The 15,562-nt window shown below is 54.4% G+C and carries 10 protein-coding genes; 2 read left to right on the forward strand and 8 right to left on the reverse strand.

Annotation, left to right across the window (positions count from 1 at the left end):
* Positions 1-49: 49 nt before the first annotated feature.
* The 6 genes from KP806_RS06715 to KP806_RS06740 form a co-directional block, all read right to left on the reverse strand.
* Positions 50-808: a DeoR/GlpR family DNA-binding transcription regulator gene (locus tag KP806_RS06715; RefSeq protein WP_224722800.1), complete on the reverse strand. Its 759-nt coding sequence runs from the start codon at positions 806-808 to the stop codon at positions 50-52.
* Between the two features lie 36 nt (positions 809-844).
* The gene (locus tag KP806_RS06720; RefSeq protein ID WP_224722801.1) at positions 845-2,314 is read right to left on the reverse strand and encodes a rhamnulokinase; all 1,470 of its coding nucleotides are present in this window, start codon (positions 2,312-2,314) and stop codon (positions 845-847) included.
* Positions 2,311-3,531, reverse strand: a complete 1,221-nt coding sequence (gene rhaI, locus KP806_RS06725; RefSeq protein ID WP_224722802.1) for an L-rhamnose isomerase — start codon at positions 3,529-3,531, stop codon at positions 2,311-2,313. The genes KP806_RS06720 and rhaI overlap by 4 nt, the downstream gene beginning before the upstream one ends.
* Before the next feature lie 29 nt (positions 3,532-3,560).
* The gene (locus KP806_RS06730; RefSeq protein WP_224722803.1) at positions 3,561-3,932 is read right to left on the reverse strand and encodes a sensory rhodopsin transducer; all 372 of its coding nucleotides are present in this window, start codon (positions 3,930-3,932) and stop codon (positions 3,561-3,563) included.
* A 14-nt stretch (positions 3,933-3,946) separates the two neighbouring features.
* Positions 3,947-6,016, reverse strand: coding sequence for a bifunctional aldolase/short-chain dehydrogenase (locus KP806_RS06735; RefSeq protein ID WP_224722804.1), 2,070 nt, complete (start codon positions 6,014-6,016; stop codon positions 3,947-3,949).
* A gap of 507 nt (positions 6,017-6,523) precedes the next feature.
* Complete coding sequence (locus tag KP806_RS06740; protein ID WP_224722805.1) at positions 6,524-7,429, reverse strand: ArsR/SmtB family transcription factor; 906 nt, start codon at positions 7,427-7,429, stop codon at positions 6,524-6,526.
* Positions 7,430-7,631: 202 nt separating this feature from the next.
* Here KP806_RS06740 and KP806_RS06745 point away from each other — a divergent pair, with 202 nt between their 5' ends.
* Both KP806_RS06745 and KP806_RS06750 read left to right on the forward strand, forming a co-directional pair.
* Positions 7,632-8,798, forward strand: a complete 1,167-nt coding sequence (locus KP806_RS06745; protein ID WP_224722806.1) for an iron-containing alcohol dehydrogenase — start codon at positions 7,632-7,634, stop codon at positions 8,796-8,798.
* 18 nt (positions 8,799-8,816) lie between these two features.
* Entirely contained in the window at positions 8,817-9,644 is an 828-nt protein-coding gene (locus KP806_RS06750) for an aldo/keto reductase (RefSeq protein ID WP_224722807.1), read from the forward strand.
* Positions 9,645-9,716: 72 nt separating this feature from the next.
* Here KP806_RS06750 and KP806_RS06755 read toward each other — a convergent pair whose 3' ends face one another.
* On the reverse strand, positions 9,717-10,871 hold the full coding sequence (locus KP806_RS06755) for a HupE/UreJ family protein (protein ID WP_224722808.1): 1,155 nt from the start codon (positions 10,869-10,871) through the stop codon (positions 9,717-9,719).
* A gap of 129 nt (positions 10,872-11,000) precedes the next feature.
* Positions 11,001-15,488: a lamin tail domain-containing protein gene (locus tag KP806_RS06760; RefSeq protein ID WP_224722809.1), complete on the reverse strand. Its 4,488-nt coding sequence runs from the start codon at positions 15,486-15,488 to the stop codon at positions 11,001-11,003.
* Positions 15,489-15,562: the final 74 nt, after the last annotated feature.

Below are 15,562 nucleotides of genomic sequence, written 5' to 3' on the forward strand. Positions count from 1 at the left end.
AGGTTGTCAGACAAGTTTGTTGAAAAAAATAGGCCTCGTGAGAGGCCAATTATACGGTCGTGACGCCAATCCCTTTGTCCTGAAGCTGCGACAACAGCCCGTCAGGCAGGCGGCGGTCGGTAATGACCGCGTGGATATCGCTCAGCTCGGCGACGTGCGTAAACGCTTGAACGCCGAATTTGCTGGAATCCGCAAGCAGGATGACCTGGTCCGCCATGCCGACCATTTTGTGCTTGATACGGGCCTGCAGCTCGTTCGATTCGCTGATGCCGCGCTCCAGATGCACCCCCTTGCAGGAGAAAAAGGCTTTATCGACATGGTAAGCATCGAGGGAACGCTCCGCCAGCGGTCCTACATAGGACAACGAACGCGATGCCAAAATGCCGCCGGTCGAAATCACCTCGATTTTCTCCTTGCCGCTAAGCTCCATCGCCACCTTGATGGAATTCGTCAGCACGGTCAGCGGAATGTCCGGCATGCTGGCCGCCATGTACCACGCCGTCGTGCTTGCGTCAAGAAGAATGCGGTCCTTCGGACGGATTAGCTTAATCGCTTCCTCCGCGATCCGCTTCTTATCGTCCGCTCGCGTGACTTCACGCTCGAAGAAAGGAATTTCCGGCTGCTGGTCCTTCACGCTCACCGCACCGCCATGCGAGCGGCGTAACCGTCCGGCCTGCTCCAAGCGGTCAAGGTCTCGCCGAATCGTCTCTTCGGTCACCTGACACAGCTCGCTCAGCTCCGTTACTCTGATACTGCCTCTCTCGTTTACCAGCTGTACAATTTTGTCGTACCGTTCCGCAACCAGCATAACGTACCCCTTCTTACCTATATTTGAATGCTCCGCCTATTCGATTCCGGTTTTCGCTTTGAATGCGCGATAAGCGTTCTCCCACTCTTCGGAGCGCTCAGGCTCGTAGACATCGACCGGGAACGATTCGCGGATGACCTTGCGGGCTTCCCAAATGTCCGCCAGCTTGCCGCTCGCGGTCCACTGCACGATCATGTTGCCGATGGCGCTTCCCTCGACGGGACCCGCCCATACGGGCTTTCCGATCGCATTCGAGGTCCACTGGCAAAGCAGCGTGTTCTGGATGCCGCCGCCGACCATATGCAGACCATTAAACGACTGCCCGGACAGCTGTTCCGTCAGCTCAAGAACATACCGGTATTTCAATGCCAGACTTTCCAAAATGCAGCGGACGATGCCGCCCGCATCCTCCGGTGCCTGCTGCCCCGTACGCTCGCAATACTCGGCGATTCTTGCCGGCATATCTCCGGGATGCAAAAATACGGGATCGTCGGGATCGATAAAGGCTGCGAATGGCTTGGCTTCGTGAGCCAGCTTAACTAATTCGGGGAAGTCGTACGAAATTCCTGCACGCTTCCATGCGCGCCGGCATTCCTGCAGCACCCACAGCCCCATAATGTTCTTCAGCAAGCGGAACGTGCCGTAAGCGCCGCCTTCGTTCGTAAAATTCAGCTCCTGCGCCAGCGGGCTGATCACCGGCTCGCCGACCTCCGTGCCCATCAGCGACCAGGTGCCGCAGCTGAGGTACGCGAACGAGCGGTCGAGCGCCGGCACCGCGGCAACCGCGGAGCCCGTATCGTGCTCGGCAACCGCGTAGACGGGTACAGGCTCGATGCCGAGCTCCTCGCAAACCGATGGCCGCAATTGTCCGACCCGGGCGCCGGGCTGCACAACCTCGCCGAACCATTCCGGAGACAGGCCGATCGTACGGATCAATTCCTCGTCCCACGATTCCGTAAGCGGGTTATACAGCTGAGTCGTTGTAGCGTTGGAGAACTCGTTGAATTTCTCGCCCGTCAAGAAATACCGGAGCAAATCCGGAATCATCAGAAAATGTTTCGCTTCGCGCAGCAGCGGCGAATCCGCGCGCTTTAACGCGGCAAGCTGGTAAATCGTATTAAATGGCAAAAATTGAATGCCCGTTTTGCCGAAAACAGCCGATTCGGACAGTTCGCGCACGACTTCCTCCATCACGCCGTCCGTATGGCGGTCGCGATAATGGTAAGGGTTGCCGAGCAACTCGCCGCTGCTACCGATAAAGCCGAAGTCGACGGCCCACGAATCGATCGCCAGGCTGTCCAGCTTGATGCCCCGGTGCTTCACCTTCAAAAGCCCCTGCTTCAGCTCGTGAAGCAGCCGCAAAATATCCCAGTGCAGCCGGTCTCCGACCTGCACCGGGTCGTTGGAAAACCGGTGCAGCTCTTCAACCTCGATCTTGCCGTTATTCAACCGGCCGAGCAGCGCTCTGCCGCTGCTCGCTCCGAGATCGTAAGCGAGAATGGTCACCAGCTGGCACCGCCCTTGCCTCTCACCAGAATATCCTTGCCGTAGCTGCTGCTCAGGTAAGCCTTCATCGGATCGACCGGCAGCCCTTCCTCTTCGCGGATTGCGTGCAGCAGCGGAGTTACGTCGAACTCGAATGCGCGGCGTACGGCATCCTCGGCGCCAAGCACGTCATCCCGATTGGAAGCAGCTTCTACTTCCTCGTGGTTGATAAGCAGCGCTTTTGCAAATTGCGTCTGCACGTTCAGCACGGAACGCAGCATAGCCGGAATTTTTTGCTCGATGTTATGCGATTGGTCGATCATATAAGCGATATTCTCAACGTTTTTGCGGACAGCCGCATCGGAATCCCCTGCAGCGCTCAAAATTTGATAGAAAATCAGGAACAGCTCGTATGGATTGACGGAGCCGACGATCAAATCGTCATCCGCGTATTTGCGGCTGTTGAAGTGGAAGCCGCCGAGACGTTTCTCGTCAAGCAGATAAGCTACGATGTGCTCGATGTTCGCGCCAGGCAGGTGATGGCCTGTGTCGACGAGCACTTCCGCTTGCGGTCCGAGCTTTTGAGCCAAATTGTAAGCCATGCCCCAATCCGCCAGATCGGTATGGTAGAAAGCCGGCTCGAAGCATTTGTACTCGATCAGCATGCGCATGTCAGGCGTCATCGCGTTATACATTTCAGTCAGCGCTTCCTGCATCCAGCCTTTGCGCTTTCTGATACTTCCTTGGCCCGGATAGTTCGTGCCGTCCGCAAACCAAAGGCTCAAATCGCGGGAGCCGGTTTCTTTCGCGATGTCAACGCATTCCAGCAGGTGATTCGTCGCTTTGCGGCGGATCGCCTCATTCGCATTCGTTACGCTGCCAAGCATGTAAGCGTCGTCCTGGAACAGGTTCGGATTAACCGCGCCGATGGACAGGCCGAGGCTTTCCGCGTGGCTTCTCAGCTTGCTGTAATCGTCGACTTTATCCCAAGGGATATGGATCGCAACCGACGGAGCAAGACCCGTCAAACGGTGAACCTGCGCCGCGTCCTCGAATTTTTCGAACGGGTTGCGGGGAACTCCTTCTTTTTGAAACACTTTGAACCGGGTGCCGGAATCGCCGTAGCCCCAGGAAGGCGTTTCGATTTTGAGCGCTTTCAGTCTTGCTTTCACTTCATCCAGGTTAATGCCCCGGGCTTGCTGCTGTTCCTCGAATAATGCGTATGCGCGATCGGACATCACGAACACCCTCTCTTCTATGTGAATGATTATTTAATGGGATACGCCATTGTGGACATCAGCGTATTCTCCGCTTGTGTGGAGTCCAGACGGCTGTACTGCACGACGATCGGAATATCGCTAGACAGCTCGATGGCGTACGGAACGCCGATTGGAATCGGCGCTCCGTTCTTCATCAGCGAGCTGGTGCGGATATGCTTCGTGCGTCTGCCCTTGACCACGACGAGAATGTCCTCCATCGGTTCGCGGTCTTCAAAAAAGATCGTAAAACGAATTAGCGCATCTTCGGAAGAGGTATTCAGCACACATACCGATTCGTGGCTGATGAGCTCTCCCGTGCTGTCCGGAGGAATAAAGCCGTCCGGAATAAACCAATGCCTTTCGCCTCGGGCCTGAAACATTGTCCGCGGCCCCCTTAGCGTGTAAACGCTGCAGGAACGCCGCCGTCGATCGTCAGCATGCAGCCTGTCGTTTTGTCCGCTTTGGACGATGCGAAAAATGCGATGCCCTCAGCGATGTCGCGCGGATAGATGTTCACGAGCAGCGTCGTGCGTTTCCGGTAGTATTCCTCCAGCTGATCCGGCTCGATTCCGTAAGCGGCCGCGCGCTCATTGCGCCAGCTGCCGTTCCAGATCGCGGATCCTTGCAAAATGGCGTCCGGCAAAATTGTGTTGACGCGAATGCCGAATTCTCCGCCTTCGGCTGCAATACAGCGCGCCAGATGAGCTTCAAGCGCTTTAGCCGCACTGTACGCCGTAGCGTTTTTGCCTGCGTATACCGAGTTTTTCGAGCCGATGAATACCATGTTGCCGCCGATGCCTTGCTCTTTCATCAGCTTGAACGCTTCGCGGGCAACGAGGAAGTAGCCTGTGCCGAGCACGTTCATGTTCAGATTCCACTCTTTGAGCGAAGTTTCATCAAACGGGCTGGAAGTTGCAAGACCCGCATTGTTGACGATGATGTCTACGCCGCCGTACACGAGGGAAGTTTCCGCGTAAGCCGCCGCTACCTGCTCTTCGCTTGTTACGTCCATTTTCACGGCATAAGCACGGTTTTCGCCGTATTTCTCGTTAATTTCCGCCGCTACCTTCTGAGCGCCCTCAAGGTTAAGGTCCGCCAGCACGACATGTGCGCCTTCGGAAACGAGACGGCGAGCCGTTTCACTGCCGATACCGCCGGCGCCGCCGGTAATGAAAGCAACCTTGCGGGAGAATTCGGCTTCCGCAGGAGCAAGCGACAATTTGTAAAGCTCAAGCGGCCAGTATTCAACGTTGTACGATTCGTTCTCGCTCAGCGATACGAAATCTCCAAGCGTCGTCGCACCGCGCATAACCGCGATCGCACGGTGGTAAAGCGCGCCGCTGACCTGCGACATAGCCCAGCTTTTGCCCGTGTTGATCATGCCGATACCCGGGATCAGGATAACGCGCGGAGCGGCTTCAAACATAACGTCGCCTTCGTTTTTGTTGCGGTCGAAATAAGCTTTGTATTCTTCTTTGTAAGCGGCGATTCCGGCCGCCAGTTTTTGTTTTAGGCCTTCAACGTCGTCGGCGTTCGGGGTCCAATCGATGAAGAGCGGAACGACCTTCGTGTGAACGAGATGATCCGGGCAAGCTGCGCCTACCTGCGACAATTTTGGAGAGTTGTGGCCGCTTACGAATGCGAGCACGTCCTCTTGGTCGTCGAAGGAGAGAATCATTTTCTTGGCGTCGCTGACCGCGCCGCGGATTGTCGGCATGACTTGTGCAGCAACAGTTCTGCGGACGTCGGCCGGCAGCACCTCGTGCTTCACGCCGCCAAACAGCGAAGCTGCGTCAAAGCGGGCTTCGATGAACGCTTCCGCTTCGGAGATGATTTTGATCGTTTGCGCGTAACATTGCTCCGACGTTTCGCCCCAAGTAACCAGACCGTGCTTCTCCATCAGGACAAGCTCTGCATTCGGGTTCGCAAGAACGCCTTCTGCGATCATTTTGGAAAGAGTGAAGCCTGGACGCACGTAAGGAACCCAGACGAAACGGTCGCCGAAAATTTCCTTGGCAAGCGCCTTGCCGTTATCCGCGCAGCAAAGGCTGATAATCGAATCGGGATGCGTATGATCCACATGCTTAAATGGAAGAAACGCGTGCAGCAGCGTTTCGATCGAAGCGCGAGGGTGCTTGGCGTCGATCATGCAGTTCGCAAGGTAAGCAACCATTTCCTCGTCCGGCATTTCGGAGCGCTCGAACAACGGACGGATATCGTCCATGCGAAGGCCTGTGAAATTGCCCGCTTTCATCGTTGCCAGGTCGGAGCCGCTGCCTTTTACATACATAACCTCAACGTCACGGCCGCGGAAGTCCTTTACGATCGTTTTGCTGGATGTATTGCCGCCGCCGTAGTTGCAGACGCGGCGGTCTTCGCCGATGATGTTGGAGCGGTATACAAGCTCAGCCAGTCCGCCTTCGAGCTGCGATGCCTTTTCATTATTCCATAAGCTTTGTACCATGGATATACCTCCGAATTTAATTTTGGTTTTTGTTTGAATTGATCATATCATATTTGTTTGTTTTTGAATATATGAATTTCAAACAAAAACAAAAATAAATGAACCAAATAAACAATCAAGCTTATTTGTTAATGAATAAACCAAAAATAGGTCCAATGTACAAAATGCAGCAGAAACCTTACATTATTTCTTTTCACTACACTTCCAATGCACTTTTGCAGCAGAATTGATCGCGCATCGTCCGAAGCCGCCTCCATTCCTTGATTCCGATGCAGAAACTGCAGCAAATTTGTCGCGAGCATCCCATCCTCGCCTTTCAGCTGTAAAAACTGCAGTGGTCCGGTTTGAGCTGCCGGAAATTCGAGGTTCGAGGTTCGGTTCGAGGTTCGAGGTTCGGTTCGAGGTTCGAGGTTCATAGCCGTTAAAGTTGTTAATCCCCTGTCTGCTTATTCCACAAACAAAAAAGCCGGAACCGAATAGCGGTTCCGACCTGTCCGAAAGCCTTGCCTAATCGCAGCGAAGCGTCACGTCGATATCCTGATTGTAATTGCCGAAGCCTTTGCCGAACAGCGTGACGCCCCCGCAATTTTTAGCGGCGGCGCTGCTGGAAATCCGGAATAAAATTTCCTTGTCATAAGCAAGCATCAGGCGGTCGATCGTAATGTCCGACACCTGGATTCCATCAATATAAGAGCCTTGGCGGTTAATGCGGATCGTCTTGATCAGCCCGTGCTGAATGTTTTTGTGCCACCATTCCGGTGTATACAGACCGCGTGTACTGCCGAAGTCGCCCGGGTACGTCCAGATGCCGATACCTACACCGTTGATGCTGAACGAGATATCCGAAGGCAAGTGGTTGACCGCGCATGGCGTCTCCGAGCAAATTTCCATTGAGATTTCAAGCGATTCCGGCACTTCGTTATTCACCATATAATTCGGAATCCGGTACTCCACGAAGCCCGATCCGAACCAAAGCACCCTGGCCCCCACATGCTCCGGATCGGCAAAATACCGCGGATCGTCGCACATGCCGATCATTCGCGATTCGGATGCCAGCCCGCAGGTCGGCTTCACCTGACACGAGGAATAATGGCCGACCGGAACCGATACCGAGTACCGTCTGGCCGCGTCCGCTGCAGGCGCTCCTTTAAACAACAAGGTCGCATGCGCCAGCTGCAAATGGCAAATTTTCTGCATTCCCCGCTTCCCCGCTACGCTTTCGCAGCGTACGATGCCCGCTTCCTCCAGCATATGTATATGCCGGGTGACAATAGGAGACTTTATGTCTAACGCCTCGGAAAGGCTTTTTATGTTCATCGGCTGCTCGCTGAGCAGCTCGATTATCTTTACCCTTGTCTGGGATGAAAAACATTCCAGAAATTTCATATTGCGGCTGCTTACCTCGATCTCCATTGCTGCTTCCCCTTTTTCCCGGTCGATCCGCCCTCGTCTTATTGCCCACCAATTATATAACCAAAAAGTTAACGTATCAACAACAAATTTCGTTCAACTTGACATTCTTCCCCGATATCACTAAAATAAACGGCGTATACATAACTTATAGGATATTTAGTTGCTTTTCAAGTTATCTAAATGTCTTTTTAGGAGGCAAAGCATGAACTCATTTCAGTTTGTAAATCCGACACGCATCGTGTTTGGAGAAGGCACAGCCGATCAAGCCGGAGCTCTAACCTCACAATACGGAAAAACGGTACTGCTCGTCTACGGATCGGGCAGCATTAAGAAAACGGGCTTGTACGACAAGACGGTTTCCCTGCTGCAAAGCAGCGGAGCGGCCGTTCACGAGCTCCCTAATATCGAACCGAATCCGCGTCTTAGCACCGTCAAAAAAGGAATCGGGCTTTGCCGCGAGCATGGCGTCGACTTTATTCTCGCCGTAGGCGGCGGAAGCGTCATCGACGCAGCGAAAGCGATCGCGGCCGGCGTGCCGTATGAAGGCGACGTATGGGACTTTTTCACAAACAAAGCGGTTATTAAGGAAGCTCTTCCGCTTGGAACGATTTTGACGCTCGCCGCTACCGGCTCCGAAATGAACGGAAACTCCGTCATTACGAACTGGGAAGAGAACCTGAAGCGTGCCTTCGGCAGCCCTCATACGTATCCGAAATTTTCGATTCTCGATCCGACGCTTACCTACACCGTACCGCGCAATCACACCGTGAACGGCGCCGTCGATATCATGTCCCATGTGTTCGAGCAATATTTCAGTCTGACCGAAAACACTCCGCTGCAGGAGCGGTTTTGCGAATCCATCCTGCAAACGGTCATCGAGAACGTCGAGCCCGCCCTGGCCAATCCGGAGGACGCTGCCGCAAGGGCCAATCTTATGTGGTGCGGGACGATGGCGCTTAACGGCGGCCTGATCAGCGTAGGCATGACCAACGACTGGGCGTCGCACGGCATCGAGCATGAAGTGAGCGCCATCTATGATATTCCGCACGGCGCAGGTCTGGCGGTTGTTTTTCCGAACTGGATGAAGTACGTGCATGAAGAGCGTATCGACCGGTTCGTGCAGTACGCCGTTCGCGTATGGGGAATCGATCCGGCAGGCAAATCGGACAAAGAAGTTGCTCTCGCCGGCATACAGGCAACAAGAGATTTCTTTACCCGCATCGGCGCGGAATCCAGACTGGCCGACTTCGGAATCGGCAGCGAAAAGCTGGACCGGATGGCCGAGGAAGCGGTCCGTTACGGGGAAATCGGCTCGTTCAAACGGCTGGACAAGCAGGACGTCTACAATATTTTGGAAATGTCTCTATAACCGGGAGGGATTAACGAAATGTCTAACGCAAAAACGGACTACACGGTATTGAGCAACGGTCTGAAGATGCCTTGGCTGGGCCTCGGCGTGTGGAAGGTCAAGGACGACGGCGAAGCCGAAAGAACGGTCGCTTCGGCGATTGAGCTGGGATACCGGAGCATCGATACGGCGGCGGCCTATAATAATGAAGAAGGCGTGGGCGCCGGGATCCGGAACAGCGGCATCGCCAGGGACGACATCTTCGTTACGACAAAAATTTGGAACGCGAACCAGGGCTACGAGTCGACACTGGCCGCATTCGAGACAAGCCGGCGTAAGCTCGGCCTCGATATCGTCGATCTGCTTCTTATTCACTGGCCGGTAAAAGGCAAATACCTGGATACGTGGCGCGCGCTGGAAAAGCTGTACAAGGAAGGCCTTGTCCGCGCAATCGGCGTCAGCAATTTTCAAACCCATCATTTACAGGATGTCATTCAAGCAGGCGAATTCGTGCCGATGGTCAATCAGGTCGAATATCACCCGCTGCTTACCCAGAAGGAGCTGCACGCCTTCGCGAAGAGCAACCGCATTCAGCTCATGGCCTGGAGCCCGCTGATGCAGGGCCGTCTTGACCAGCCTGTGCTGGCCGAAATCGGCGCAAAATACGGGAAAACTCCCGCGCAGGTCATCCTTCGCTGGGACTTGCAGAACGGAGTCGTCACGATTCCGAAATCGACGAACCCTGCCCGCCAGCAGGAAAACGCGGATATTTTCGATTTTGCCCTGACGGAAGAAGAAATCGGACAAATCGATGCGCTTAACCGCGATCATCGCTTCGGACCGGATCCGGATAACTTTAACTTCTAATTCAAAAAAAGCTTTCCTCCATTCTAGTCTCTGGAGGAAAGCTTTTTTAATGGCAGCCGGTAGCCGCTGACGCTACAAAAAGACGCGCTCGACAAACCAATACGTTCCCGTCAGCGCGATCAGGCCGGAAACGGCGAACGCCGCATTCCGGTACCATTTCACGCGGCTAGCAAGCAGGAGCAGCGGCAGCAGGACAGCCAGCACCGCAATTTGCCCGATCTCCACGCCCAAGTTGAACGAAAACAAGGAGAGCAAATAACGTTCCCCGAGCGCTCCTTGAAGCACCTGGGCAAAGCCGAAGCCGTGGATCAGCCCGAACGCGAGCGCGACCGCCCATCTCCACTCGAGACGCTTCAGCCAAATATTTTCTACGGCTACGTAAACGATGCTCAGCGCAATAAGCGGCTCCACGATGCCGGCGGGCAGGGAAAACACATCCAGCGCCGCAAGCGCAATCGTAACGCTGTGGCCCAGCGTAAAGGCCGTTACGATTTTCAAGTAGCTTTTCATCCTTTGCTTCAATAGAACTAAAGCCGCCACAAACAGCAGATGGTCGTAGCCGGTCCAAATATGCTCCATCCCGAGGCGGATGTAGTCCCACATCGCAGCCAGCCAACCCGGTATTTGCAGGGAAGTCGTTGCCCGGCCGTTCGCCAATGCGCTTACCGAATCCGAAGACACGCGGTGGTCGGCGCGAAACACCGTATCGATCCCTTTATCCCCTGCGCTGATCGTCGCAAAATTTTGATGCTGCGGATCCAGATCGTCAAAGAAAAAACGGTAATCGATCGAATAGGACTCGACCGGAGCCGGGAACGAATACTTCAAATTCATATATACATACGGCGTACCCGCCTTTTCTTTCATCGAAATATCGGAAATGGCAGGCACGGCCGCCTCGCCTCCGCTTTTTACTACCAAATTTTCGTTTACGAGCTGTGCCAGCTCTTCCTCGCTCCAGCCCGGCTGCTCCCCGGCCGAAGGCGCTTCGGATTCCGGCCCCCCGATCACATAAACCCCTTCGTATCTGATATCCGACCACTGAGCGATTTCCCTGGGATCCAAATACAGTCCATATTGAATCGTATCGTTCTGAATGTGAATATCCGAATAACCAAGCGTAGCCAAATGGGCTTCCGTTGCCGGCGGGTTCACCGCTGCCGCAGCCCCGGCAAGCAGCATTCCCGTCAAAAGCTTGCCTGCATGTTTCTTCAACCAGTTACGCATATGCGCTTTCCTCCGTTACACCTTGAAAAGCCGCCCGGACGGGGCATCCAGGCGATGCCCCTCCGTGCGGATTTTCTTGCGGATGTTATCGTTGATAGATGACCTTAGCCGCGCCGAATGTATGTCCGGCTAGTTTATGTCATCTCCTTTGTCGGTGTCCTTCCTTCCGCTGCCTGAACTCGCATTCGCATTCATGCCTGTCGCAAACGACCAAATATCCGAAACGGCACGCCCTCCGTTCGCATCCTTCGCGTCCGCGTACCAATAGTAAGTCCGATCCAGGGATAGACCGTTCCAGGCCGCCGACGCTTTTGAACCGCTCGCGACATCTTTGCTTGTGCCAATTTCGTTCCGGGTGTATACATTCAAGCCGATGTAATCGGTAGCCACCTGCTTCGATGCGTCCCGGGCCGGATAATCGATATCGAACTCATCGAGGCCCGGTTCGTCGAAATAGTTGTAGTCGTCCATATAAGCGGAATACGTATCGACGTGAATCTGATCGTTATCCAAATCGAACTGCAGGAATCTCATATAGCCTTGACCGCCTTCGCGGCCCGACTGATAGTCCGCCAGCATTTCCACTACCGCCCTGCCGCCGACATGCTTAACATCGTACGCCACCCCGTGCAAATGTCCGCTAAGCACCATGAACACATTGTCATTAGGAGCTACGATATCCGTCCAAATCTGCTGGCCTTGTCCGGAATACGTTTTGCTTGGCGAAATATACTCGTGCGTCGCAAGAATCACATACCGGTTAGGATGCTTCGCAAGCACCTCGTTCGCCCATTTAATCGTATCCTCCTGGATGTTCCACCCGAGATACATGATCAGAAAATCCTGGCCGTGCGAGGAAACGAGGTCGTAGTGGTCGCGGTTATTTTTATGGTCGCCCCCGTAGGTCGGCTGACTTTCGAACCGGTCTCTGCCAAAATACTTGTAGTATTCGGTATAATCGCCCTCGTCATGGTGTACGTCGTGATTGCCCGCGACTACCCCGTAAGGGATTTTCGCATCCTCCAAAATTTTCATACTGTCGCTCGCCACCTTCCATTCGTCCGGACGGTCCCAATCGTCGACGATGTCGCCCGTATGAATGGAATAAACGATTTTCATTTCTTCCTTTTGCTCCGCGATATAATTCATCATGCCTTTGTAGATTTCCGGATAGGAATCCGAGTAATACTGTGTATCGCTGACCCAGGCAAAAGTAAAGTCCACATCGTCCGGCGACGGCAGCAGATCCTGAATCAAGACATGAAGCTTATTGCCGCGCACCGTCTCTCCGGCATTCACCTTCGCCTTCAGCTGGAAATCCTCGGCGCCGATGCCCGAATCGACAGGCTCCCATTTGCCGCTCGCAAAATTCCAGACATACATCGTAACCTGCCTGTCGGGAAGGGAATGCCCTTCCCATACGACCTCCACTTCGTCGCTGTCCGCCGGAGCTTTGTCCAGCTTAAAGTCGAAGCGGTGATACGGGAACTGCCCTTCGGAATCGGTCACGTAATACTGCCCGTCATTTTCCTTCACCTTGGCCTTCTCCTCGGCGCCGAATGCCGTTTCACCGGCAGGGGCCAGCTCGAGCGGAGGCTCGCGGTCGACGGAATTGGAGTACGCATCGATGCTGTTTGTCCCGCTGAAATCATATTGGTACGCCTCGTAAAACGTCACATCCATCGGATCGCCGTTCGGATCCGTCACCTTTACGCTTAGATCGGCGTTGCGGCCGACATTCGAAGCATTGTCCGCCGGGCTAGGCTCGGATGGCTGATCCGGATGCTCGTTTTCCGTGTTAAAACGAACCTCGGCTTCTTTCTCGTTCCCTGCAGCGTCCTTTGCCTCAATCCGGAATAGATGCTCTCCGGCTGCCAGCTCCGCCGCCTGCTGAGTGAACGGAAGCGTAACGGCTTTTCCGTCCAGCGTCGCCTCCACCGATGCTACGCCGGAAACGGCGTCCGTTACATCTGCATTCAGCTCGATAGCACCACGATAGGTCTGCCCTTCCTTAATGGTCAAGTTGTCGACCGACGGGGCTGTATTATCCACGATCAGCTTAACCGTCTTCTTGGCACTGTCTCCGGAAGATAGCTCGAAGCTATGCTCGCCGTCCGTCAGCTGCGTCGTATCCAGCTCATGGTAGACGCCCTGGAACAGCGATTCCGGCAGGTCAATCGTATATTCCACATACTCGACATTATTTGCGCTGTCTCCGACCGACGTACGGTCCGCCGGCTGAATCGTAACGAATTCCTCGACGTTCAGCTTCTTGCCGCGGGCCGATGCGATTTCCTGCCAAGCGCCGTTCCAGAGTGCGATCCGGACATTTTGAATGCGGTAATCGTCGTTGTTGCCGTCAAGCCCGGTTGGCGACTGGCCGTTGCCCGCCGTCAGCTTCACCGTATTCACGCCAGGCTTCAGCATATGCATCGGCAGCGGGACCGCCTTCAATTCATAGTAGCTGCCCGCCGGCAGCAGGCTCGCCAATTCGCCGTTCACGAAAAGGCCGTTTTTGAACGAAACCTGCATGTCGTCCGCTTCGAACAGGATGTATGCGTCCTCAGGCATTGTAGGCTGTACGGATACCGCCTGACCGTCAAGCTTCAACGATAACGCGGATCCCGGCGTTTCGGCATTTCCTTGAATGACCTGGGTGCCGCTCAGGAAGCTTCCCTCCGGATTGTTGAACCACAACGGTCCTTGCTCGTTTTTCGCATACTCCAGCCTGTAAGGCTCTTTGCCGCCATCAAGGGTAGATGCCGTCTGAAAGCCGTCGGTTGCCGTGAAATAATAATCGATATACGCCGCATGAAGGAACGTTTCCTTAATGACCGGATCTGAAATATACAAGTCCGGATCGTTTGCGGAGCTCGGCATGTTCACGGTATGATACCCGGACTCCCCGTCCCGCTTGTAGTGCAGCTGCACCTGCTTAATGCCTTGATTGTCCTTCGCCTTCGTCTGCAGCTGCAAATCTCCGAACGGCTGCGGCTCCGTAAAGACATCATGGTTGATGTTCGGCTTAGCCTTATCCGCAGGAAGCTTGACCGGCTCAGCAGGGACTTGTCCGGCCAGCAAAGCGCCCGGTGTTGCCGGCTGCATAATCGACCGTTTGAACATCCGGTTCGTCCCGTCCTTCGGATATTCGTAAACGATGCTCGTGCCGTCGTCATTCACTTCATCCGCCGCGACGCTGAACCAGGCCTGCGAAATAACGTCGCCGGCATGATGCACCGGATTCGCCGCGTCGGCGGCAATATGAATTCTGCCCTCTTCGGCATTCGGCATGCCGTTCGAGAAGATCGGCACGACGCTGGACTCCGCGAGCCCCGCCCCGTAGTGGGCGATGAAATCCGAAGCCGGCTTGCCTTTACTGATCAACGATTGGACCCAAACGACCGCCGTCCCCTTGGATGGTACCGTCAGGTCCCTGTCGATATCCCATTTCGTCGTAGCTCCGTGACGGAACTCGTAGATGATCTGGTAATCTTTTAGATTGACAGCCCGGTTCGTGTTATTGTAGACCTCAATATATTCATAGGCGTCCGCTCCCTTGCTGTCGGGCACCAGCTCGGTAATGAGCAGCTCGGTATCGATCGGTTTGATGGAATCGAAAACGAGAATTTCATAAGGCACCTGTGCGGGCGAGCGGCTGACGTTGGTGCCGTCCGACGCTTCCATATAATATTGAAGCTTCGCGGTATCCTGCATCGCTTCGGCCGGAATGACCGCCTGATACGAATCGCCTTCTCCTTTGGACATCGGCAGGACGGCATATTCGGCGGATTCCGCTTTTTTGTAGTAAAGCTTTACTTCCTCCACCTTCTGATCGTCCCGGACTTCGGCTGAAATCGTCAGATCCTCGGGAGTCGTCGAGCCAATCGGCAGCGTATGGCTGATGATCGGCTTCAGAAAGTCATCGGGAAGCTCTACGACGGAAGAAGGAATCTGCTCGGGCAGCACCGATCCCGGTGTCGGTACCGTTTTCGATTGCAATTTCCGCATCGTCAGGCCGCCGGACTCGTTCACTGCATATGTAACGGAAGTATTGTTTTTATCGTCCGCATTGCTGCCGCCTTCGTTATATTTGGCCGATACGATCGTTTCCCCCGTATTCGAAACGATCGATACCGTTCGGCCCGGGGCGTTCTCCAGATTGCCGGATCCGGTGAACAGCAGCTCCTGCGCTTCCGTAAGCGGCGGGTTCACCTTATATGCCTCGTTGAATTTGCCAAGCGTTCCATTCTCGTCATCCACATATGCCCGCAGTACCATCGTTTTCCCCGGCTGCAGCGTTTTTGCGTCCTTGAATGTCCAGGCCCGGACCGGGTTTCCGCTTAGATCCTGATACGAAATCGAATATTGGTCAAGCGGAATCGTTTTGTTGCTGTTATTGTAAATTTCAATATATTCCCAGGCGGGAACGTCTCCGCCGCTTACATTAGGCGTGTTAAATACGATTTCCGTAATGAGCAAGTACGGAGTCTCCGTTCCCGCCGCATATGCCCGTTCGGACGAATGCAGGGACACGGAAGGGAAAACGCCTGATACGGTCAAGGCTGCTGCCGCAACAGCCGCCATGACTTTTTTTGCGTGTTTTTTGACAGGCCGCATTTCGTTAATTTCAATCCTTTCTAACTATCATATTGGTAGAAATGCCAACAGGAATCCTTCAATCGAACCGTCTC

Source organism: Paenibacillus vietnamensis, assembly GCF_020169515.1.
Classification (GTDB): Bacteria; Bacillota; Bacilli; order Paenibacillales; family Paenibacillaceae; genus Pristimantibacillus; species Pristimantibacillus vietnamensis.

Excerpts from the sequence above, each read along its gene's own strand:
- KP806_RS06715 (WP_224722800.1), bottom strand. The coding sequence starts at position 808 with ATGCTGGTTGCGGAACGGTACGACAAAATTGTACAGCTGGTAAACGAG.
- rhaI (WP_224722802.1), bottom strand. The coding sequence starts at position 3,531 with ATGTCCGATCGCGCATACGCATTATTCGAGGAACAGCAGCAAGCCCGG.
- KP806_RS06730 (WP_224722803.1), bottom strand. The coding sequence starts at position 3,932 with ATGTTTCAGGCCCGAGGCGAAAGGCATTGGTTTATTCCGGACGGCTTT.
- KP806_RS06735 (WP_224722804.1), bottom strand. The coding sequence starts at position 6,016 with ATGGTACAAAGCTTATGGAATAATGAAAAGGCATCGCAGCTCGAAGGC.
- KP806_RS06740 (WP_224722805.1), bottom strand. The coding sequence starts at position 7,429 with ATGGAGATCGAGGTAAGCAGCCGCAATATGAAATTTCTGGAATGTTTT.
- KP806_RS06745 (WP_224722806.1), top strand. The coding sequence starts at position 7,632 with ATGAACTCATTTCAGTTTGTAAATCCGACACGCATCGTGTTTGGAGAA.
- KP806_RS06750 (WP_224722807.1), top strand. The coding sequence starts at position 8,817 with ATGTCTAACGCAAAAACGGACTACACGGTATTGAGCAACGGTCTGAAG.
- KP806_RS06755 (WP_224722808.1), bottom strand. The coding sequence starts at position 10,871 with ATGCGTAACTGGTTGAAGAAACATGCAGGCAAGCTTTTGACGGGAATG.
- KP806_RS06760 (WP_224722809.1), bottom strand. The coding sequence starts at position 15,488 with ATGCGGCCTGTCAAAAAACACGCAAAAAAAGTCATGGCGGCTGTTGCG.